This window comes from Bradyrhizobium sp. ISRA464, from assembly GCF_029910095.1.
GTDB lineage: Bacteria > Pseudomonadota > Alphaproteobacteria > Rhizobiales > Xanthobacteraceae > Bradyrhizobium.
Window position 1 is genome coordinate 2,049,715 of record NZ_CP094526.1, and the last position, 21,992, is coordinate 2,071,706.

The following is a 21,992-nucleotide window of genomic DNA, read 5'->3' on the forward strand; positions in this document are numbered from 1 at the left end:
CTTTACTGACGATGGACGCCCTGCCTGACCACATGCGCCCGGAACGTTCGTTCCAGGGCTTCATCCTCGCTCTCCAGCGTTTCTGGGCCGAGCAGGGGTGCGTCATCCTGCAGCCCTATGACATGGAAATGGGCGCCGGCACCTTCCATCCCGCCACCACCTTGCGCGCGCTGGGACCGAAGCCCTGGAACGCGGCCTATGTGCAGCCCTCGCGGCGGCCCAAGGACGGCCGTTACGGGGAAAACCCCAACCGGATGCAGCACTATTACCAGTTCCAGGTGATCATGAAGCCGTCGCCGCCGAACCTTCAGGACCTGTACCTGAAGTCGCTCGCCGCGATCGGCATCGATTCCGCCGTCCATGACATCCGCTTCGTCGAGGACGACTGGGAGAGCCCGACGCTGGGCGCCTGGGGCCTGGGGTGGGAGTGCTGGTGCGACGGCATGGAGGTCAGCCAGTTCACCTATTTCCAGCAGGTCGCCGGTGTCGAATGCGCGCCGGTGTCCGGCGAGCTCACCTACGGGCTCGAGCGTCTCGCGATGTATGTGCAGGGCGTCGACCGCGTCTACGACCTCAACTTCAACGGCCGCGAGGGCGCGGAGAAGGTCACCTATGGCGACGTGTTCCTGCAGGCCGAGCAGGAATATTCGCGGCACAATTTCGAATATGCCGACACTGCGATGCTATTCGAGCAGTTCAGGATGGCGGAGGACGCCTGCAAGAAATATCTCGCCGCCGGCTGGCGCGAGAGCAGCAATCAAAAGGAACATCTGATGGCCTTGCCAGCCTATGACCAGTGCATCAAGGCGAGCCATGTGTTCAACCTGCTCGACGCCCGTGGCGTGATCTCGGTGACCGAGCGGCAGAGCTACATCATGCGCGTGCGCGAGCTGGCGAAGGCCTGCGGCGAGGCGTGGGTCCACACCGAAGCGGGCAGGGCGATCTGATGCCCGATCTTCTCCTCGAGCTGTTTTCCGAAGAAATCCCCGCGCGCATGCAGGCCAAGGCGGCGGACGATCTGCGCCGCATGGTGACCGACAAGCTGGTCGCCGAAGGCCTCGTCTACGAGGGCGCGAAGGCGTTCGCGACTCCGCGGCGGCTTGCGCTGACAGTGCACGGTGTCCCCACGCGCCAGCCCGACCTGAAGGAAGAGCGCCGCGGCCCGCGCGTCGGCGGCCCCGAGCCCGCGATCCAGGGATTTTTGAAGGCGACCGGCCTGTCTTCGATCAGCGAAGCCAAGATCCAACACGACAAGAAGGGCGACTTCTACATCGCGCTGATCGAGAAGCCCGGCCGTCCTGCGATCGACGTGATCGCGGAGATGCTGCCGGTGATCATCCGCACCTTCCCCTGGCCGAAATCGATGCGCTGGGGCACGCGCTCGGCCAAATCGGGCTCGCTCACCTGGGTGCGCCCGCTGCATGCGATCACCGCGACCTTCGGGCTCGAGACCGAAGAACCCGACGTGGTGAAATTCTCCGTCGACGGCATCGAGGCCGGGCAGACCACCTTCGGTCATCGCTTCATGGCGCCGGGCCCGATCCCGGTGCGCCGCTTCGCGGACTATGAGGCCAAGCTGCTCGACGCCAAGGTCGTGGTCGACCCCGAGCGGCGCAAGGACGCCATTCTGACCGATGCGAAGCAATTGGCCTTCGCGCAAGGCTATGAACTGGTCGAGGACCAGGTTCTGCTCGACGAGGTCTCCGGCCTCGTCGAATGGCCGGTCGTGCTGATGGGCTCGTTCGACAAGGAGTTCCTGTCGATCCCCGACGAGGTGATCCGCGCCACCATCCGCAACAACCAGAAATGCTTCGTGGTGCGCGATCCCAAGACTGGGAAGCTCGCCAACAAGTTCATCCTGACCGCCAACATCGAGGCGACCGACGGCGGCAAGACCATCATCGGCGGCAACGAGCGCGTGATCCGCGCGCGACTGTCGGACGCAAAGTTCTTCTACGAGACCGACCTCAAGACCAAGCTCGAGAGCCGGCTGCCGAAGTTCGAACAGATCGTGTTCCACGAGAAGCTCGGCACGCAGGCCGAGCGGATCAAGCGGATCGAGCGGCTCGCGGCCGAGATCGCGCCGTTGGTCGGCGCCGATGTCGAGAAGACCGAACGCGCGGCGCGGCTGGCGAAGGCGGATCTGTTGACCGAGGTGGTCGGCGAATTCCCCGAGCTGCAGGGCCTGATGGGCAAGTACTACGCGCTGGCGCAGGGCGAGGATGCCTCCGTCGCCGCCGCAAGCGAAGAGCACTGGAAGCCGCAGGGGCCCACCGATCGTGTGCCGACGGATGCAGTGAGCGTCGCGGTGGCGCTGGCGGACAAGCTCGACACGCTGGTTGGGTTTTGGGCGATCGACGAGAAGCCGACAGGGTCGAAGGACCCCTATGCGCTGCGCCGTGCGGCACTGGGTGTAATTAGGCTGGTAGTAGACAATCAGCTTCGCCTCGCCTTCGGTACGCTACTTGACCATCAGTTTGAGGGGATTGATCTAGCAAATGCGCAGAAAGAAGCTGCAAAGACCCTCGGAATCACTGGTGGCGCAATGGCTGCCGCGGTCGGCCGGCGAGAGATCTCATTCGGCGGACGATTTTTGGACGAACGGACCGTAAATCTCCTCGTCTTCTTCGCTGACCGTCTGAAGGTGCAGCTCCGCGACCAGGGCGCACGTCACGACCTCGTCGACGCCGTGTTCTCGCTCGGCGGTCAGGACGATCTCCTGCTCGTCGTCCGCCGCGTCGAGGCGCTCGGAAAATTCCTCGACAGCGACGACGGCAAGAACCTGCTTGCCGGCACCAAACGCGCCAGCAACATCCTCGCCATCGAGGAGAGGAGGGACAAGCGGACCTTCGACGGCGCGCCCGATGCCGCGTTGTACAAGCTCGACGAGGAGAAGGCGCTGGCGAAGGCAATCGACCAGGCGAAGAGCGAAGCCTCCGCCGCGGTCGCGCAGGAGGATTTTGCCGCCGCGATGAGCGCGATGGCAAAACTCCGTCCGGCGGTCGATGCGTTCTTCGACAAGGTCAAGGTCAATGACGATGACCCGAAAGTCCGCGAAAACCGCCTGAAGCTACTCAATGAGATCCGCGCCGCGACCCGTGCGGTTGCCGACTTCTCCAGGATCGAGGGCTGATCGATGGATCGCGCGACGCTTGCCGCTTACGACAAGGAGGCGGCGGCGTTTGCGCAGGACTGGCACGAGCAGCCGGCGCCGGTCGACCTGCAAGAGATCGTCGCGCGCTTCTTTATCAGGGGCGGTTCAACCGCCGATATCGGCTGCGGCAGCGGTCGAGAGGTGGCGTGGCTGAATGCCAATGGCTTCCCGGCGCAAGGCTACGACGCCTCAGAGGGTCTGCTCTCTGAAGCCCGCACGCGCTATCCGCAATTGCGCTTTACCCGCGCTGAACTGCCTGAGGTGCGCGGCATCGCGGCCAACAGCTTTGACAATGTGCTGTGCGAGACCGTGATCATGCATCTCGATCGCGCGCTGATCGCGCCGTCGGTCCGCCGCATGCTCGACATCGTGAAGCCCGGCGGCATCTTCTATCTGAGCTGGCGCGTGACCGAGAACGACGACCTGCGTGATGCGCACGGCCGGCTCTACGCGGCATTCGATGCGGCCGAGGTGCGGGCGGAATTGGCGGCAGCCGAGACGCTGCTCGACCAGGAGGTCGTCAGCGCATCGTCCGGCAAGGTCGTTCAGCGGATCGTCGTACGGAAGGAAGGGGGCAACTGATCATTAGAAAAAGCGGAACACCCCCGCAGGGGAACAAAAGCCCCGCCTGGAGGGGAGGGCCAAGCGGGGCTTTCGGGTCCGGTCGATCTTCGCGCACATGCGCCTGCGCGGCGCCCGGACTGATCGTTCAGGCTACCTTCGGGACAAGCTTCTGATCGGAAGGCCGCGCGCCACTCTCTGCTGACGCGGCCCTCCGGATCCGGATCATGTCATTTAGTCGATCACCTGAACGATGCGACGTGAGCGCGGCTCGACCAGCACGGTCTCGCCGTTCACGACGGTGTAGCGATAAGGCGTCGCACCGAACCGCTGCGGTACATCGTAATAGGTCACGCCGGCTTCCGGCAGGACGGTGCCGACCACGACGCGATCAGGGATGGTGTAGTTCGGCACGCGCTCGCGCACGATGTATTCGCGGAACGCCGGACGCTGCTCGACCGCGATCCCTTCGTCAGCCTCGACTGCCACCGGAGGACCACCGCGGACGATGCCGACAGTCTGGGCCTGTGCGGCAACAGGCGGCACCGTGATTGCAGCAGCAACGGCTGCAACGGTCAGTATTCTGTTTCGCATGGGCTCGCTCCAATTTTTCACGCTGCATCACGCCGGCCTTCGCCGACGCGCATAGGGAGCCAATGCATCTGTTGTGGTGATGTTCCGGAAAAATCACGGTCATATACGCGGTATTTTCGGGCAAATTTCGTGAGTTGCGGGAACCTGTTGGCGCGCTGGGCGTCTTGATGTCGGCACACCGCCAGCCGATAAACGGCCCCACCCTCGATTCGATCTTCCGAAACCCAGCCGGAGAAACTTCAATGGTCATCACCGCCGCGCATGTGCCTGCCATCGTGGCTTTGGTCGCGGGCATACTGATCCTGATCATGCCGCGGCTCCTGAACTTCATTGTAGCCATCTACCTCATCTTCATCGGATTGGTCGGAATGGGCCTCCTGCGCTGGCTCCACTTGTAGCGGGAAAGCGGGGTTTCGCGGCTTGCGCGGGACCCCTCAAAATGGTGTAAGGCGCGCATCTTCGACCCCTCTTTTCGGATTGTTGTCTGACATGGCCAAAGCCGTCGCGAAGTCCAAGAAAATAGCAGCGAAATCAAAGCCCTCTGTACCGGCCCGCAAGGCCGCGCCGCAGGCACGCAAGGTCCTGAAGAAGAGCGCCCCCAAGGCGGCGCCGAAAGCTGCCGCCAAGCCGGCGGCAAAGCCCGCCGGCAAGGCGGCATCCGCGAAGACGTCGCCTGCTGCAATCAAGGCGGGCAAGTGGGTCTATACGTTCGGCGACGGCAAGGCCGAGGGTCAGGCCGGCCTGCGCGACCTGCTCGGCGGCAAGGGCGCCAATCTCGCGGAAATGGCCAATCTCGGTCTGCCGGTGCCCCCCGGCTTCACCATCCCGACCTCGGTCTGCACCTATTTCTACGAACACGACAAGACCTATCCGAAGGAGTTGAAGGCGCAGGTCGAGAGGGCGCTCGACTATGTCGGCAAGCTGACCGGCAAGTCGTTCGGCGACTCGAAGAACCCGCTGCTCGTTTCGGTCCGTTCCGGCGCGCGCGCCTCGATGCCGGGCATGATGGACACCGTGCTCAACCTCGGGCTCAACGACCAGACCGTCGAAGCGCTCGCCGAGCTCTCCGGCGACCGTCGCTTCGCCTATGACAGCTATCGCCGCTTCATCACGATGTATTCGGACGTGGTGCTCGGCTTCGAGCATCACCACTTCGAGGACATTCTCGACACCTTCAAGGACAGCCAGGGCTACTCGCTCGACACCGACCTCACCGGCGACGACTGGGTCGAACTGGTCGGCAAGTACAAGGAAGCGGTGGCGAAGGAGACCGGGCAGGACTTCCCGCAGGATCCGCATGATCAGCTCTGGGGCGCGATCGGCGCGGTGTTTTCGTCCTGGATGAATGCGCGCGCGGTGACCTACCGCAAGCTGCACGACATTCCGGAGTCCTGGGGCACCGCCGTCAACGTACAGGCGATGGTGTTCGGCAACATGGGCGAGACGTCGGCGACCGGCGTCGCCTTCACGCGCAACCCCTCGACCGGCGAGAGCAAGCTCTACGGCGAATTCCTGATCAACGCGCAGGGCGAGGACGTCGTCGCCGGCATCCGCACGCCGCAGGACATCACCGAGGAAGCGCGCCAGGAAAGCGGCTCAGACAAGCCGTCGATGGAAGTCGCGATGCCCGACGCGTACAAGGAACTGACGCGGATCTACACTCTGCTCGAGAAGCACTACCGCGACATGCAGGACATGGAGTTCACGGTCGAGCAGGGCAAGCTGTGGATGCTGCAGACCCGCGGCGGCAAGCGGACCGCGAAGGCGGCGCTGCGGATCGCCGTCGAGCTCGCCAATGAGGGCCTGATCTCCAAGAAGGACGCGGTGACGCGGATCGATCCGGCCTCGCTCGATCAGCTCCTGCATCCGACCATCGATCCGGCCGCCAAGCGCGACGTGATCGCGACCGGCCTGCCGGCATCTCCCGGCGCGGCCTCTGGCGAGATCGTGTTCTCGTCCGACGAAGCCGCCAAGCTGCAAGCCGACGGCCACAAGGTCATCCTGGTCCGCATCGAGACCAGCCCGGAAGACATCCACGGCATGCACGCCGCCGAAGGCATCCTGACCACGCGCGGCGGCATGACCTCGCACGCGGCGGTGGTCGCGCGCGGCATGGGCAAGCCCTGCGTCTCCGGCTGCGGCACCATCCGCGTCGATTACGGCCGCGGCACCATGAGCGTCGGTTCGCGCACCTTCAAGACCGGCGACGTCATCACCATCGACGGTTCGGTGGGGCAGGTGCTGGCCGGCCGCATGCCGATGATCGAGCCGGAGCTGTCCGGCGAGTTCGGCACGCTGATGGGCTGGGCCGACCAGGTCCGCAAGCTCGGCGTCCGCGTCAACGGCGATACGCCCGATGACGCGCGCACCGCGGTGAAGTTCGGCGCCGAAGGCATCGGCCTCTGCCGCACCGAGCACATGTTCTTCGAGGAGACCCGGATCCGCACCGTGCGCGAGATGATCCTCTCCGAGGACGAGCAGTCGCGCCGCGCGGCGCTGTCGAAGCTGCTGCCGATGCAGCGCGCCGACTTTGTCGAGCTGTTCGAGATCATGAAGGGCCTCCCGGTTACGATCCGCCTGCTCGATCCGCCGCTGCACGAGTTCCTGCCGCACACGCAGGCCGAGATCGAGGAAGTGGCGCGCGCCATGAACACTGATCCGCGCAAGCTCGCCGACCGCGCCCGTGAGCTGTCGGAGTTCAACCCGATGCTCGGCTTCCGCGGCTGTCGTCTCGCGATCGCCTATCCGGAGATCGCCGAGATGCAGGCGCGCGCGATCTTCGAGGCCGCCGTCGAAGCCGGTAAGCGCACCGGCAAGCCGGTTGGTCTTGAAGTGATGGTGCCGCTGATCGCGACCAAGGCCGAGTTCGATCTCGTCAAGGCGCGCATCGATGCGACCGCCAATGCGGTGATGAAGGAGACCGGCGTCAAGCTGAGCTACCAGGTCGGCACCATGATCGAGCTGCCGCGCGCCTGTCTGATGGCAGGCCAGGTGGCGGAGACCGCGGAGTTCTTCTCCTTCGGCACTAACGACCTGACGCAAACCACCTACGGCATCAGCCGCGACGACGCGGCGAGCTTCCTCGGTACCTATGTCGCCAAGGGTATTCTCGAGATCGATCCGTTCATCTCGGTCGATCGCGACGGCGTCGGTGAGCTCGTCAGGATCGGCGTCACGCGCGGCCGCAAGACACGGCCGAGCCTGAAGGTCGGCATCTGCGGTGAGCATGGCGGCGATCCCGCCTCGGTGGCATTCTGCCATGAGGTCGGCCTCGACTATGTCTCGTGCTCGCCCTATCGCGTGCCGATCGCACGCCTCGCCGCGGCGCAGGCCGCACTCGGCAAGCCGATCGCGAGCCAGGCGTAAACGACAGGCAATTCGGACGTGACAAAGGCCGGGACGATGTCCCGGCCTTTTCTGTGTGTGCCGAGTATGAACGACAGCTTGGAGGTGGAAGTCCTCTATCCAGCCTGATGACGGCGAAGGATTAGCGAAGCGCAAGGGCGTGACCGCGAGGAGGCGTCTGAAGAAAGCGTGGAGCAAAACCGCGGCCTGATGGACAAGAACCGGATAACGAGGCCTACCCGGCCCGGACGAGCGAGCACGTGATCGCGAAGTCCATGGTCATCAAGGGTCGGGGTGGTAAATCCGGCGGGCGTGCGGCGAAGGCGGTTGGTCTTACCTCGGGAGGTCTGCGCTGTGTCCCGGCAACGGGACTGAGGCCGTCGCAAGGTGGCCTGACCGCAGCGCAGAAGTCAGCCGAGGGCATAGTAGGCGGCAGCGCGCCGCCGAAGGCCCGAACGGTGGAAGTGGTTAGTAGAGCGGTCCATCTCGCGCGAGCCATGCGGCAGAAGAATCAGATCGAGCTGAACTCGGGCACCGGAGCGGAGGGTGAAGCCCCGAGCGCCGCCGCCCGAGAGACCGAAGCAAGCGCGACGAAGGCTAGTCTTGAACGCCCGGCGGTCGCAGGGCCGTCGATGGAAGCAGTGGTCGAGCGTGAGAATCTGAAGAAAGCGTTGGCGCAAGTGAAGCGCAACAAGGGGGCGGCGGGCGTCGACGGGATGACCGTCGGCGAGCTGCCGACCCACCTGAAGGAGCACTGGCTCACGATCCGCGCCCAGTTGCTTGACGGCACCTACAAGCCACAGCCGGTGAGGCGGGTGGAGATACCGAAGGCATCGGGCGGCCTGCGGCCGCTCGGCATCCCGACGGTACTCGACCGCTTTGTCCAGCAAGCGGTGATGCAGGTGTTGCAGGCAGATTGGGACGGAACGTTCTCCGAGGCGAGCTTCGGCTTCCGGCCGACCCGCTCGGCGCATCAGGCGGTGGAACGGGCGCAGATCTACATTGCGTCCGGGCACGCCGTCGTCGTGGACATCGATCTGGAAAAGTTCTTCGACCGGGTCAACCACGACATCCTGATGGGGCTGGTTGCCAAGCGGGTCACTGACAAGCGCCTCCTGAAGTTGATCCGCGGCTTTCTGACCGCGGGCGTTCTGGAGGGAGGGCTGGTCAGTCCGACGGAAGAGGGCACGCCGCAGGGCGGCCCGCTCTCGCCGCTGTTGTCGAATCTGATGCTGGATGTGCTGGACAAGGAATTGGAGAAGCGCGGCCACCGCTTCGTGCGCTACGCCGATGACTGCAACATTTATGTGCGCAGTCATCGGGCGGGTGAGCGGGCGCTGGCGGGCATCGAGAAGTTCCTCGAAAAGCGCCTCAAGCTTAAGGTCAACAAGGCCAAGAGCGCGGTTGCCAGACCGAGTGTTCGTAAATTCCTGGGCTTCAGCTTCACCGGCGGGACAGAACCGCGGCGGCGCATCGCGCCGCAGGCGCTCGCCCGCTTCAAGGCGAGAGTTCGGGAACTGACGCGACGCACGTGCGGCCGAAGCCTGGCACAGACCGCCAAGGAGCTGTCCGTCTATCTCAAGGGATGGCGCGGCTACTTTGGCTTCTGTCAAACGCCGTCGGTGTTGCGGACACTTGATGAGTGGACCAGGCGGCGGTTGCGCGCCATCGCCTGGAAGCAATGGAAGCGTGGAAGCACTCGCTTCGCCGAGCTGCGACGCCGCGGCGTCGGCCGGGATCTGGCGGCACAAACCGTCGGCAACCCACATGGCCCCTGGCGGCTCGCGAACAGCCCCGCACTCACCATCGCTCTGCCAAACGGCTTCTTCGCCTCACTCGGCTTGGCTTCTGTCGCGACACAGCGACCCGCATAATCCGCCGAACCGCCGGATACGGACCCGTATGTCCGGTGGTGTGGGAGGGGCGACGTCGCGAGGCGTCCCCCTATCCCGATTTGTCATGCGTGCCGCGTCACCGCACAAGCGGACGCGCGCAACGACTTCTTCACCATCTTCATTGACGGGATATTTACGCCTTTCATGCGCCACGCATTTACCAAGGCGCGCGATGTGACCTGCGAAAAGTCCGCGATGACTTGCGTGTAGCGCGCGTGCAACGCCGATTAACTCCGCGGCAACCTAAACAGGTTAGCTACAAAAAGGATCGAATTGCGCGCATCCGCGCGTCCGATCGCACTCTGTAAGCGTTGCGTGAGCGTACGATGTTTGTGTTGCGTAACCAGCCGAAGAGCGCTCGGCTTGCGCTCTTCGGTCTCGGTCTCAGCATCTTCGCCTTGATGCCGACCGAGACCGGATATCAGGATATCGCCTCGCTGCTTGCCCGCCAGCCGGGCGTCGCGGAGCGCTGGCAGAAGCGCGTATTCGCATCCGCCGTCGGCTCCATCCAGGTCGCGACCTACAGCTTCGGCCGTCCGATCGGCACATCTGCGCCGCTGGCTCCGAACTTCCTGCTCGCAAGGCTCGACAATCAGGGCATCGACGTCAGACGGGCGGTGACGCGCAATCCGATCGCCGCGCCGCCGCCGCGCTACCAGGCTTCCGATTTTCCCAAGGTCGATCGCACGCTGAAGGGTGATCGCCTCGTCGTCGCCAAGCCTGATCCGGTCGCGCCCGCCGCGCCCTCCAACGCAGGCTCGTCGCACGAGGACCCGGCAACGTCGAATGCGTCGGTCAGAGGCATGAAGACCGCAGATAAGGCGCCTGCCGAAAACGCGCCGCTCGATCCCGAATTGCAGGACGCATTGCGTGCGCCGCCATTGCCGCAATATTCGACGTCGTCGCTGCCGCAATACGATGTGTCGCTGTCGCTCGAGGCCGACTCGCTCGACGACCTGAAGCCTGAGCCCGCCACGCAATCATCCGCCACCAACACGACGCAGCCAGGCGATCCGTTCTCGTTCCAGACAGCGAGCCTGTTCTTCGGCTCGTCGCTCGGGTCGCCGGGGAGCATCGAGCGCTGGCTGCCGGGCGAGGAGCCTGTGATCGTGACGCCGGCCGCCCAGCCGGATCCCGACATGAAGGTGATGGCATCATTGCCCGTCGACGCCGACGGCCCGGTCAAGGCCACCGAGATGGGCGAAAGCATCGCGCCGAAAGGCCAGGTCAACGCCGACAACCAGCGCGCCAAGACTCCAGCCGAGCGGCTCGGTCTGTTCGACGCGAAGTCACGCGCCAAGTCGGAGAAGTGCCTGGCGGAAGCGGTCTATTTCGAGGCCCGCGGCGAAGCCGTGCGCGGCCAGATCGCGGTCGCCCAGGTGGTGATGAACCGCGTCTTCTCCGGCAAATATCCGGAGACCGTGTGCGGCGTGGTCTACCAGAACAAGAACCGTCATTTTGCCTGCCAGTTCACCTTCGCCTGCGACAACATTCCCGACGTCGTTCGCGAGCCCGACATGTGGGATCGCGCGAAGAAGATCGCGAAGGCGATGCTTGACGGCAAGCTGTGGCTGCCGGAGGTCAACCGTTCGACGCACTACCATGCCTATTGGGTGCGGCCGTCCTGGGTCAGCGAGATGAAGAAGACGTACAAATTCGGTGTCCACACCTTCTACCGCCCGCGCGCCTGGGGCGATGGCAGCGACGCGCCGAAGTGGGGCAATCCGGCGGAAACCGCCGAGATCTCAGCCGAGCTTGCCGAAGCCGCGCAGAGCTCGGCCGAGCAGGCCAGCGCGAAACGCTGATTGCACGGCATCTTGGCGAGCCGGGACGAACGGCCGCGGTTCTATTCATTTTGCAGAGCTGTCCTGCAGCCGAAAAATTTTCTCCGGGCCCCCTTGGGGTTTTCATGCATCTGCATTAACTCCCTGTAACGTTTCGCGCGGCCGGCGCCGTGCATGGGTAGTTGCCGGGGGAGAGATCAGATGGCTGTAACCACCGGAGACCTTCGTCCGGCATCCGACACGTGGCGCACGCCACTCGTGATCATCGTCTGCGGTTGCGCAATTGCGCTGCTCAGCTTCGGCCCGCGCTCCAGCCTCGGTTTCTTCGTGCAGCCGATGAGCCGTGAATTCGGCTGGGGCCGCGACATCTTCGGCCTTGCGATCGCGTTCCAGAACCTGCTGTGGGGATTGGGCCAGCCGGTGGCCGGCGCGATCGCCGATCGCTTCGGCCTGCTACGCGTCATGATCGTCGGCGCCTTGCTCTATGCCGCGGGCCTGCTGTTGATGCGCTATTCGACCACGCCGTTGTCGCTCGATTTGAGCGCCGGCGTGCTGATCGGGTTCGGTCTGTCGGGCTCGTCGTTCAACCTGGTGCTGGCGGCCTTCAGCAAGCTGTTGCCGCCCGAGCGGCGCGGCATCGCGCTTGGCGCCGGCACTGCCGCTGGCTCGTTCGGCCAGTTCCTGTTTGCGCCATTCGGCGTGGCCCTGATCGACAATTTCGGCTGGCAGACTGCGCTTGTCGTGTTCGGCGCGCTGATGCTGTTGATCCTGCCGCTGTCGCTGGCGCTCGCCACCCCGCCGGCCGAGGCCGACAACGTTCCGGCCGCCGACCAGCAATCGTTCAAGACCGCGCTGGCTGAAGCCTTCGGCCATCGCTCCTACGTGCTGCTGGTGCTGGGCTTCTTTACCTGCGGCTTCCAGCTTGCGTTCGTCACGATTCATCTGCCGGCCTATCTCGCCGATCGCGGCATTCCGGCGTCGACAGGCGGCTGGGTGGTCGCGGCGATCGGTCTGTTCAACATCGTCGGCTCGCTCGGCGTCGGCTGGTTGCAGAACTACATCCCGAAGCGCTACCTGCTGTCGGCGATCTATTTCACCCGCGCGCTTGCGACCGTCGCCTTCATCTCGTTCCCGATCACGACATTCTCGGCGATCGCGTTCGGCGCGGTCTCGGGCGTCACCTGGCTGTCCACCGTGCCGCCGACCTCGGCGCTGGTGGCGTTGATGTTCGGCACGCGCTGGTTCTCTACGCTCTACGGATTCGCCTTCGTCAGCCATCAGGTCGGCGGCTTCCTCGGCGTCTGGCTCGGCGGCGTGGTATTCGAGCAGTACGGTTCCTACACGCCGGTCTGGTGGCTTTCGATCCTGTTCGGCGTGCTGTCGGCGCTGATCAACCTGCCGATCGTCGAAGCCCCGGTCGCACGCCCGGTTGCGCAGCCTGCCTGATGGGTTAAACATGCCCCGAACCTAAGGATCTCGGGGAGTGCACATCGTGGCAACGTTCAAGGCAATCAGGATCGACAAGGCGGACAAAGGTACCACTGCCGCGCTCACGCAATTCGACGAAGCCGAGTTGATGGACGGCGACGTCACGGTGCGGGTCGAGTGGTCGACGTTGAACTACAAGGACGGCCTCGCGCTGACCGGTAAGGCGCCGGTGGTGCGCCGGTTCCCGATGATCGCCGGCATCGATTTCGCCGGCACCGTCGAGCAATCCAGCCATACCGACTGGAAGGCGGGCGACAAGGTGGTCTGCAACGGCTGGGGCATGGGCGAGACCCATCTCGGCGCCTATGCTGAGAAGGCCCGCGTCAAGGGCGACTGGCTGGTGCGTCTGCCGGACGGCATCTCGGCGCGGGATGCGATGGCGATCGGCACCGCAGGCTATACCGCAATGCTGTCGGTGCTGGCGCTGGAGGAGCATGGCCTGACGCCGAAGAGCGGTCCGATCGCAGTGACGGGCGCCGCCGGCGGCGTCGGGTCGGTCGCGATCGCCGTGCTCTCGAAGCTCGGTTACCACGTCATCGCGTCAACCGGACGGCTGTCCGAGGCCGATTATCTGAAGGGTCTTGGCGCGTCCGAGGTGATCGACCGCGCCGATCTCTCGGGCCCGGCGAAGCCGCTGGCGAAGGAGCGCTGGGCCGGTGGTGTGGATAGTGTCGGATCGACCACGCTGGCGAATCTGCTCTCCATGACCCGTTATGGCGGCGCCGTCGCGGCCTGCGGTCTGGCGGCCGGTATGGACTTGCCGACGTCGGTCGCGCCCTTCATTTTACGGGGAGTGTGCCTTCTCGGCATCGATTCGGTGATGTGCCCGATCGAGTTGCGAAGGACTGCCTGGCGTCGCCTTGCGAGCGATCTGGATAAGGCGAAACTGGCTGATATTACTCACGAAATCGTCTTAGACGAGGTCGCCGCGTACGGTCCGAAAATCCTCGGCGGCCAGGTCCGCGGCCGGATCGTGGTAAAAATAGTCTGAGCGCGTTCAGACTTTACCAACCAAGCTGCTCCAATGTTGCCACTGTTGGTATGGTAAGCAGCGGGTAAAGAGACCTACAGCATGATCTGGGGGGGCTCGCGCAGATGTCGAAAGCGCCTGTGTGGGGACCTTGTGGGTACAAGGAGCGGGAGCCCGCGCTCGTAAGTTGGAGTAGCTGCATGCTTGCGCGTTTGATGTTGGGGGCCGTCACGGCCGGAGCAATGGTCGTGCCGGCATTCGCGGGCATGATGAACGCCGACGAGGCCCGTAAGTTCGTCGCCGGCAAGGTGTTCGCCTTCACCTGTTTCGATGGCACCCGCGGCGCCGGCCGCATTCTCGACGACATGGGTGCGGCGGGCTCGATCCAGTTCTCCGGCTCGGGTCCGATCCGCCATGTGCGACTGCCGGGCAACACGCTGCAGATCCGTGGCCAGAGCGTCTGTGCCTCGCTGAAGGGACTACCGTTCGAGCCCTGTTTCAATCTCGACAAGCAGGACGACCGTTCATTCCGCGGCTCGGTCTCCGGAATGGGCTTTGCCTATTGCGATTTCCATCACCAGGGTGGCCATCAGATGCTGATGGCGCGCGCGGTGGCGCGGCCGCGTTCGCATCATCGGTCCGAACAGACGCGCTCGGCCGACGCGTCGCAAACCGAAGTGACGGCACGCGTGGAAACGCCGCGCGTCCAGAGCAACAAGCTCGAGCCGGTCAAATCCGAGGCCAAGGCGGAGCCGGCCAAGAGCGAGAGCCCGCCGGAGCTGCGTCGCTCGACCGAGTAACGCCACAAGTTAATCTTCGCGCCGGGACGAATATCGGCCGCCAAGCCGTAGTCATACGGATGGCGGCCTTCATGCGTTGGTAGCTACTCAATGTCCAACGTCCTCCGAAAGGCCGGACGTTGGCCCCCGTATTTGAGTAGAGTTTATGGCGCAGTATTTTTTCAGGATCAGTCACGGCGAATACGCAGGCGCCTCCGATCAGGCGACGGAGTTCGAGAACCGGGACGTGGCCTGGGCCGAGATGACGAAAGTCTGCGGCAACTTCCTTGGCAGTATCTCGCGCAATCTCAAGCAGAACAGCGAGTGGCACATGGAGTTGCTCGACGAAGGCCGGAAGCCTGTGTTCAGGATTCGCCTTGTCGCGGAATCGGTCGACTGACGTTCGCCGCTCTCCACCACTCCGCCTATCCCTCGGCTTGCGGGACAGGCGGCGGGGCCTGCCTGCGGAACAGGATGCGCTGGTACAGCCAGCCGATCGCGACCAGCACGATGCCCAAGCACATGAACGACAGCGCGCGGTAAACGCCGGTCAGCGTCGACATGTCGACCAGAAACGCCTTCAGGATCGTCAGGCCGATCACGACGGCGGATGCGAGCCGTGCACGCTGCGAGTTCACCAGAATACCGATACCAAGCAGCGCGACGCCGAACATCAGCCAGGCGATCGAATAGGTGTATTGCTCAGCGTCCGTGGTCTCGCTGTAGGTCAGCACCGGTCCGTTATAGAGCCGACGGATTTCAAAGGTCACGTAAGCGAGCGCAAGGATCAGCGCGCCCGCAGCGATGGTGTTGCCGTAGCTCGCGGGGCGATGGCCCGCCACGGCATAGGACAACAGCAGCGCCAGCACGGCGGGCAGGGCGTAGCCGAGCAGCAGCAGATTGAGGAAGCTGCCGCCGACGTTCTCGGACCACAGCATCGGGTTTTCCAGCCCCAGCAGTCCGAACGCTGCGCCTAGTCCGGCGAAGCCGGTCAGCAGCACCGCGCCGACATTGTGGACAATGCTGCCGCTGCGCAGCCGTAGGCGTTCCAGCCCGATCGCCATCGCGAGCGTCACGCCGACCTGCAATGCGACCTCGGTCAGCCCCGCGGTATCGCGATAGACGTCGCCGCCGTTGACAGCGTGGCGGATCTCCATGAAGGCGAGCAGCACGGTGAACAGGATGGCGGCGGACTCGACCATCCGCAGCGGGACATCGTCGCCGTTGCGGCGGAGGAAGTGGCCTCCCGCCCAGAACGACAGTGCCGGGATGCCATAGCCCCACAACAACCAGTTGAAGATCGGCGTGGTGCCGACGGCATCGCCGGCAATCCGCGGCTCGTAGCCGATGCGCAGCATCACGATGGCGGCGAGGATCGCGGCGAGCCAGCGCAGGAACGGGATCGGCCGCTGCACCGAGAGCCACGCGGTGCCCATCGAGGCCAGTGCGAGGGCGATGGTGAGCCAGCCGCGGTCGAGCGCGAAGGTGAGCGCGAGGGCAAGCGATGCAAGCGCACCGGTGGCGAACAGTGCGATCGAGGGAGACAGCTCCTGCCGCTCGCCGCGCCGTGTCAGCGCCTCGGTCGCGGCGGCATAGGCCGCGGCGAGCAGCACGGCGAGGATCGCAAACGGGATCGAGCGATCCAGATGCGCGATGCGTGCGTAGAGCGCGACCAAAAGCGAGACCGGCGTGAACACGGCCACGGCGGCCCAGGTCGCGGTGATCTTCGTCGTGGCAAACCGCATCTGGGCGAGAAATCCTGCGATACCAAACGCGGCCGCGAACACCGCCGCGGTCACGAGATGCAGCGAGACCGAACCATCGGTCGCCGATGGGCCGATACCCGGGATCGCTCCGCCCGGAGCCACCAGCATCTCGACGTTGCGGCGGACGGCCCATTCGCCGAACACGATGAAGGCGAAGGCTGACGCGGCGCCGATCGCGCCAACTGCCGCGGGGGCGCGCCAGCCGACGACGAGGCTGCCGGCCACCAGCAGCGCGAAGCTGATCATGGCGGCGTCGGCATGCGCGCTGTTCAGCACGATCATCATTGCGCCGAACAGGTAGGCCGCGAGCGAAACGGACGAGATCGGCTCGATCGCTTCGCCGCCGCCCTCAGGGCCGAACACGAAGCCGCAGACTACGAGCAGCGCGGCGAGCACGAACCCCGCGATCACGTGGAAGGCGTGCGGCGCGATCATCTCCGGACCGCATTGCAGGCAGGGGAAGGTCCACAGCAGCGCGAACACGATCGTCGTGACCGCAAGCCAGCGCCACAAGCGGATGCGCGCGAGCCCGAACGACGCCGCGGTCACGATCGCGAGATAGATATAAAGCGACCAGAAGTCGGGCTTGTCGGACGATACAAGGATCGGCGTGACGAAGGCACCGACGATACCGAGCCCGGCGAGCGCGGGTCCATGCAGCAGCGCGGCTGCGAGCGTGCCGAGCGCGACCAGGCCGAGCAGGATGAACGCGGTCGCCGGTGCGAGGAAGTCATAGAGCGCGTAGGCGGCGTAGACGGTAGCGAACGCCACCGCGGTGCCGGCGGCGGTGAGGATCGCCGGGATGTTGGCGATCGGCAGCGCAGCGATGGTGGAGATGCTTTCCTTGCGCCGCGTCCACTCGCCGGCCGCAAGCAGCGCCAGCGCGAACAGGCCGCCGAGCATCGTGCGCACGCCGGGGCCGAGCAGGCCGGCCTCGATCGAGTAGCGCACCATGAAGAAGCCGCCGAGCGCGAGCGTCAGGCCGCCGATCCACACCACCCAGCGCGTGCCCAATTTCTCCTCCAGGCCGGGCGCCGGTTGTGGCAGGGGCGGCGGCGCGGCGCTCGGCGCGCTCGCGGCCGGCTGGTCCTGCACATCAGGCGCAACGGGTGCCGCCTCCGGCAACGGCGGCGGCATAGGCGCAATTGATGGCGCGGCCGGCAGCGTCTGTTCGGATTCCTCTGGCGGTGCCGGGGAGATCGGACGCGCAGCGGTCGTTGTCGCGGCCTCGATCGCTTCCAGCCGGCTCCGCAGCGCCGCAATCTGGTTCAGCGCCTTGCGCGCGAAGATGATCGCGACGATGGCGATGACCAGCGTCAGGAAGTCGAACGGTGAATCGAACATTGGGCCTCCGGCAAAGCGCGCCGGACCTTTGGCCAGCCAGCGGCCCGTCGCAACCTATTATGTGCAGCCTGAGGGGCTGGAAGTTCAAGCGATAGGGCGCGGCACGCTCGTGCTATTCCACATCGATGCGGAACGGGCGGCCTTCGACGTTCATGCTGCCCGGACCCATCGCATCGAGTGCGCGCAACATCCGGCCCTCGCGTCCCAGCGCCTTGTCGGCAAGGCTGACGATCAATCTGTTGGGAGCCGCGATCGGAGAGGCTTCGCGGATCAGCCGGGCGATTGCCATTTCATCACGGTGCGGATTGAGCGCGCAGACGGCGGCGAACGCGCTCGCGGTCGAGCGGCTGATGCCGGCATAGCAGTGGACCACCATCGGCGCACGACGGTCCCAGCCGCGCACGAAGCTCAGCACTTTTTCGATATGCTCTTCGTTGGGGACGACGAACCCGTCTATCGCTTCCGTGATGTCGTCCATCGACACTTTCATATGATTGGCAGGAAGCACGGAGGGCGGCCGCTGCACCTGATCGACATTGGCCATCACGGTGAGCACATGGCTGGCGCCCGTGGTCCTGACCGTGTCGAGAAGCGCGGCAAGTGAGCAGACGTGAAGCATGATGATCCTTGGATAGGCTCTGTACCGGCAATTATAGGCCCGCGTGGAGGCCGGTGAAAGCCGCTGCGGCCGGTCAGCTATGCAGCGCCTTGAAGCGCTCGAGGAACTGCTTTTCAGCCCTGGCCGCGGTCCATGGCGTCAGATAGTCGCGCTCGGTCGCCTCGGGCAGTCCGGGATCGCGGCCGAACAGCCGTTTTGCTTCGCTTTCGGAAAATCCTGCAAGATGCGTCGCTTCGAGATAGGCCGCGCCGCGATCCGCGGCCTTGATCTGTTGGGTGATCTCGTCCGCGAGCACGGCAGGCAGGCCGAAGCGGATGTGGATCGCAGACAACAGCCGCTTCTCGACCACCTTGTAGTCGCCGCCGAGCACTGCCTTGAACGGCGAGATCATATCGCCGATGACGTATTCCGGCGCGTCATGCAGCAGCGCCGCCAGGCGGAAGCTGGCATCGACGCGCGGCATCTGCTGGCGCATCACCGCCTCGACCAAAAGAGTGTGCTGGGCCACCGAGAAGATATGTGCGCCGCTGGTCTGTCCGTTCCAGCGTGCGACCCGCGCCAAGCCGTGCGCGATGTCGACGATCTCGATGTCGAGCGGCGAGGGGTCGAGCAGGTCCAGCCGGCGCCCAGACAACATGCGCTGCCAGGCGCGGGCGGTTTCCGTCGATTTGTGTGCGGTCATTTCGTCTTGAGCCGCGGTGCGCGGTGCTTGCCGCTGCAGTTCTCGTGACAAAAGCAGGTGACGAGATGATCGTTGACCATGCCGGTCGCCTGCATGAACGCGTAGACGATCGTGGGCCCGACGAACTTGAAGCCGCGTGCGCCGAGCTCCTTGGAGATCTTGATCGAGATCGGCGTCGAGGCCGGCACGCTCGCGGTGCTCTTGAACTGGTTGACCTTGGGCTTGCCGTCGACGAAGTCCCAGAGGAATTTCGAGAAGCCCGGACCTTTCTCCATGATCTCCAGATACGACTTCGCGCTCGCCACCGCGCCTTCGATCTTGGCGCGGTTGCGGACGATGCCGGCATCGTTCATCAGCGCGTGGACCTTCTTGTCGCTGTAGCGCGCGATCTTCTCGGGCTGGAAATCGTCGAAGGCTTTGCGGAAATTGTCGCGCTTGCGCAGGATCGTGATCCAGGAGAGGCCGGCCTGGAAGCCGTCGAGGATCAGCTTCTCGTAGAGCGCACGGTCGTCGTACTCCGGCACGCCCCATTCGTTGTCGTGATAGGCGACATAGAAGGCATCCTCGCCCGGCCAGGGGCATCGCGTCTTGCCGTCCGGATGCAGTTGTGCGGTACGGCTCATGCGACGGTCTGCTTGGGTGTGGTGCGGACGACATCGGGCTCGGCGAGGCGAAGCGACAACCCGCCCGCGGTCAGCGGCTGACCGGCATCGAGCGCGTCGGCGACGCGGTCGATACGGACCAATGCGAGGCCCCTTTCGCCCGCGGTCGAGCCCATCGTGCCGACCTGCTTGTCGCCGGCCAGGATCGTTGTGCCGGCCTCGGGCGATGGGCCGTCGAGGATGATCTTCACCGTGCGGGTGCGCGCCGTGCCGCGGTGCTGCATGCGCGACACCACTTCCTGGCCGACATAGCAGCCCTTGTCGAAATCGACGCCGTGCAGGCGGTCCATGTTGGTCTCGTGCGGGAAGGCATCGCCATACATGAAGTCGAGCCCGCCGCGCGGCACGCCGGTCGCGATGCGATGCGCCTCATAGGCACTGCTGTCGACGAGGTCGGCGCCGACCAGATCGGCGAGCTTCTGCTTCAATTCTTCGGGGATCAGGATGCGCCAGCCGAGCGCAGCATTGCGCGGATCGGCGAAAGCGAGATCGGGCATCGTCGCCGGCTCGCCATCCCACGCTGCGAGCGCCCCAAGGTTGTCAGTGAGATTCTCGACCACGACCTTGGCGCGCAACTTGTAGAAGCCGAGCTTGTCGGCGAGCGCCTTGGCGAGCGCGCGCGGCGCGTCGATCAGGAAGCCGCCGCCGTGGCCCGTCGGCGCCTCGGTGATCAAGAAATCGACGATGATCTTGCCCTGCGGCGTCAGCAGTGCACCGAACCGGGCCTGCCCTGGGCGCAGCTCTGCGATGTCGGTCGTGATGAGGCCGTTGAGGAAGTTGCGGGCGTCCTCGCCGGAGACCTTGACCACGCCCCGATCTGGAAGAAACGCTGCTTTCATTCGCAAAATTGGCTCTTTTTCCAAGTTCCTTGGGAAACGCGCGGCTCGCGGATATCCCCTGCCAAGCTAAGACGCTAGAGTGCACCGAACAAGGCCCGCGCGACAGCGGAAAAGCGGGCGTCGAGGACCGATGAATCAGCGTTTTGACACCATTCTAAAATCCGGCACCGTGGTCAATCAGGACGGCGAGGGCGTGCGCGATATCGGCATCGCCGACGGCCGCATCGCCGCGATCGGCGCCCTCGGCCAGGCCTCGGCTGGCGAGGTGATCGACTGCAAGGGCCTGCACATCCTGCCCGGCGTGATCGACACCCAGGTGCATTTCCGCGAGCCCGGCCAGACCCACAAGGAGGATCTGGAGACGGGATCGCGCAGCGCCGTGATGGGCGGCGTCACCGCCGTGTTCGAGATGCCGAACACCGACCCGCTGACGGTGACCGAGGCCAACTTCACCGACAAGATCAAGCGCGGCCGCCAGCGCATGCATTGCGATTTCGCGTTCTTCATCGGCGGCACCCGCGAGAACGTGCAGGACCTGCCGGAGCTCGAGCGCGCACCGGGCTGCGCCGGCGTCAAGGTGTTCATCGGCTCCTCCACCGGCGCGCTGTTGGTCGAGGACGACGAGAGCCTGCGGCGGATCTTCCAGGTGATCCGGCGCCGCGCCTCGTTTCATGCCGAGGACGAATACCGCCTCAATGAGCGCAAGCCGCTGCGCGTCGAGGGCGATCCGCGCTCGCATCCGGTGTGGCGCGACGAGACTGCGGCGCTGATGGCGACCGAGCGGCTGGTCAAGCTCGCGCGGGAGACCGGCAAGCGCATCCACGTGCTGCATATCTCGACCAAGCAGGAGATCGAATATCTGCGCGACCACAAGGACGTCGCGTCCTGCGAGGCGACGCCGCACCACCTTACGATGGCAGCGCCGGAGTGCTACGAGCGGCTCGGCACCCGCGCACAGATGAACCCGCCGGTGCGCTCGGCCGATCACCGCGCCGGCATCTGGTACGGCATCGAGCAGGGCATCATCGACGTGCTCGGCTCGGATCACGCGCCGCATACGCTGGAGGAGAAGGCGAAGACCTATCCGGCCTCGCCCTCGGGCATGACCGGCGTGCAGACGCTGGTGCCCGTGATGCTCGACCACGTCAACGCCGGCCGGCTGTCGCTGGCGCGGTTCGTCGATCTCACCAGCGTCGGTCCTGCGCGCCTGTTCAACATCGCCTGCAAGGGCCGCATCGCGGCGGGCTATGACGCCGACTTCACCATCGTCGACCTCAAGCGCAGCGAGACCATCACCGACAAATGGGTCGCCTCGCGCGCGGGCTGGACGCCCTATGACGGGGTGCGGGTGCAGGGCTGGCCGGTCGGCACTTTCGTGCGCGGCAAGCGCGTGATGTGGCAGGGTGAGCTGACGACGCCGTCGACGGGCGAGCCGGTCCGGTTCCTCGAGACGCTGAAGCCGTAGATTCTAATCCTGACGCGGTTTCTTCACGCGAACCGGCGCCCCACT

General features: G+C 65.0%; 18 protein-coding genes. 12 read left to right on the forward strand and 6 right to left on the reverse strand.

The genetic code is table 11. The features are described 5' to 3' along the window. Positions 1–11 precede the first annotated feature (11 nt). From MTX19_RS09615 to MTX19_RS09625, 3 genes are read left to right on the forward strand one after another with little or no spacing between them, the layout of a single operon-like run. The gene (locus MTX19_RS09615) at positions 12–947 is read left to right on the forward strand and encodes a glycine--tRNA ligase subunit alpha (protein ID WP_280976226.1); all 936 of its coding nucleotides are present in this window, start codon (positions 12–14) and stop codon (positions 945–947) included. Continuing rightward, complete coding sequence (gene glyS / locus MTX19_RS09620; protein WP_280983392.1) at positions 947–3,133, forward strand: glycine--tRNA ligase subunit beta; 2,187 nt, start codon at positions 947–949, stop codon at positions 3,131–3,133. Before MTX19_RS09615 ends, glyS begins: the two co-directional genes overlap by 1 nt. Positions 3,134–3,136: 3 nt before the next feature. Beyond that, positions 3,137–3,736 carry a class I SAM-dependent methyltransferase gene (locus tag MTX19_RS09625; RefSeq protein ID WP_280983393.1) on the forward strand — a complete coding sequence of 200 codons (600 nt, stop codon included), beginning with the start codon at positions 3,137–3,139 and terminating at the stop codon, positions 3,734–3,736. A 213-nt stretch (positions 3,737–3,949) separates the two neighbouring features. On the opposite strand, the gene MTX19_RS09630 is transcribed toward MTX19_RS09625, so the two are convergent. Continuing rightward, positions 3,950–4,309 carry a DUF1236 domain-containing protein gene (locus tag MTX19_RS09630; RefSeq protein WP_280976230.1) on the reverse strand — a complete coding sequence of 120 codons (360 nt, stop codon included), beginning with the start codon at positions 4,307–4,309 and terminating at the stop codon, positions 3,950–3,952. Positions 4,310–4,551: 242 nt separating this feature from the next. Between MTX19_RS09630 and MTX19_RS09635 the strand changes: the two genes are divergently transcribed. From MTX19_RS09635 to MTX19_RS09670, 8 genes are all read left to right on the forward strand, one after another. Continuing rightward, the gene (locus tag MTX19_RS09635) at positions 4,552–4,707 is read left to right on the forward strand and encodes a DUF3096 domain-containing protein (RefSeq protein ID WP_280976231.1); all 156 of its coding nucleotides are present in this window, start codon (positions 4,552–4,554) and stop codon (positions 4,705–4,707) included. Between the two features lie 91 nt (positions 4,708–4,798). Continuing rightward, complete coding sequence (gene ppdK, locus MTX19_RS09640) at positions 4,799–7,675, forward strand: pyruvate, phosphate dikinase (RefSeq protein WP_280983394.1); 2,877 nt, start codon at positions 4,799–4,801, stop codon at positions 7,673–7,675. A 239-nt stretch (positions 7,676–7,914) separates the two neighbouring features. Further along, a complete protein-coding gene (ltrA, locus tag MTX19_RS09645; RefSeq protein WP_280983395.1) occupies positions 7,915–9,528 on the forward strand; it encodes a group II intron reverse transcriptase/maturase in 1,614 nt (537 codons plus the stop codon). Between the two features lie 347 nt (positions 9,529–9,875). Then, positions 9,876–11,354, forward strand: a complete 1,479-nt coding sequence (locus tag MTX19_RS09650; protein ID WP_280983396.1) for a cell wall hydrolase — start codon at positions 9,876–9,878, stop codon at positions 11,352–11,354. A gap of 180 nt (positions 11,355–11,534) precedes the next feature. Next, positions 11,535–12,779: an MFS transporter gene (locus MTX19_RS09655; protein WP_280983397.1), complete on the forward strand. Its 1,245-nt coding sequence runs from the start codon at positions 11,535–11,537 to the stop codon at positions 12,777–12,779. Positions 12,780–12,825: 46 nt separating this feature from the next. Further along, positions 12,826–13,812, forward strand: coding sequence for an MDR family oxidoreductase (locus MTX19_RS09660; RefSeq protein WP_280983398.1), 987 nt, complete (start codon positions 12,826–12,828; stop codon positions 13,810–13,812). A 179-nt stretch (positions 13,813–13,991) separates the two neighbouring features. After that, positions 13,992–14,591 (forward strand): hypothetical protein, encoded by a 600-nt coding sequence (locus MTX19_RS09665; protein ID WP_280983399.1) that lies wholly within the window; start codon positions 13,992–13,994, stop codon positions 14,589–14,591. Positions 14,592–14,736: 145 nt separating this feature from the next. Beyond that, entirely contained in the window at positions 14,737–14,970 is a 234-nt protein-coding gene (locus MTX19_RS09670; RefSeq protein ID WP_280976237.1) for a hypothetical protein, read from the forward strand. A gap of 25 nt (positions 14,971–14,995) precedes the next feature. Here MTX19_RS09670 and MTX19_RS09675 read toward each other — a convergent pair whose 3' ends face one another. The 5 genes from MTX19_RS09675 to MTX19_RS09695 form a co-directional block, all read right to left on the reverse strand. Further along, positions 14,996–17,680 (reverse strand): DUF2339 domain-containing protein, encoded by a 2,685-nt coding sequence (locus tag MTX19_RS09675; RefSeq protein WP_280983400.1) that lies wholly within the window; start codon positions 17,678–17,680, stop codon positions 14,996–14,998. Between the two features lie 112 nt (positions 17,681–17,792). Then, positions 17,793–18,299 carry a protein-tyrosine phosphatase family protein gene (locus MTX19_RS09680; RefSeq protein ID WP_280983401.1) on the reverse strand — a complete coding sequence of 169 codons (507 nt, stop codon included), beginning with the start codon at positions 18,297–18,299 and terminating at the stop codon, positions 17,793–17,795. 73 nt (positions 18,300–18,372) lie between these two features. Beyond that, the gene (locus MTX19_RS09685) at positions 18,373–18,981 is read right to left on the reverse strand and encodes an HD family hydrolase (protein WP_280983402.1); all 609 of its coding nucleotides are present in this window, start codon (positions 18,979–18,981) and stop codon (positions 18,373–18,375) included. Then, a complete protein-coding gene (locus tag MTX19_RS09690) occupies positions 18,978–19,604 on the reverse strand; it encodes a DNA-3-methyladenine glycosylase I (RefSeq protein ID WP_280983403.1) in 627 nt (208 codons plus the stop codon). Before MTX19_RS09690 ends, MTX19_RS09685 begins: the two co-directional genes overlap by 4 nt. Further along, positions 19,601–20,482 (reverse strand): folate-binding protein, encoded by an 882-nt coding sequence (locus MTX19_RS09695; protein ID WP_280983404.1) that lies wholly within the window; start codon positions 20,480–20,482, stop codon positions 19,601–19,603. The genes MTX19_RS09690 and MTX19_RS09695 overlap by 4 nt, the downstream gene beginning before the upstream one ends. Positions 20,483–20,612: 130 nt before the next feature. Here MTX19_RS09695 and MTX19_RS09700 point away from each other — a divergent pair, with 130 nt between their 5' ends. Continuing rightward, on the forward strand, positions 20,613–21,947 hold the full coding sequence (locus MTX19_RS09700; protein ID WP_280983405.1) for a dihydroorotase: 1,335 nt from the start codon (positions 20,613–20,615) through the stop codon (positions 21,945–21,947). The last annotated feature ends 45 nt before the right edge of the window (positions 21,948–21,992 follow it).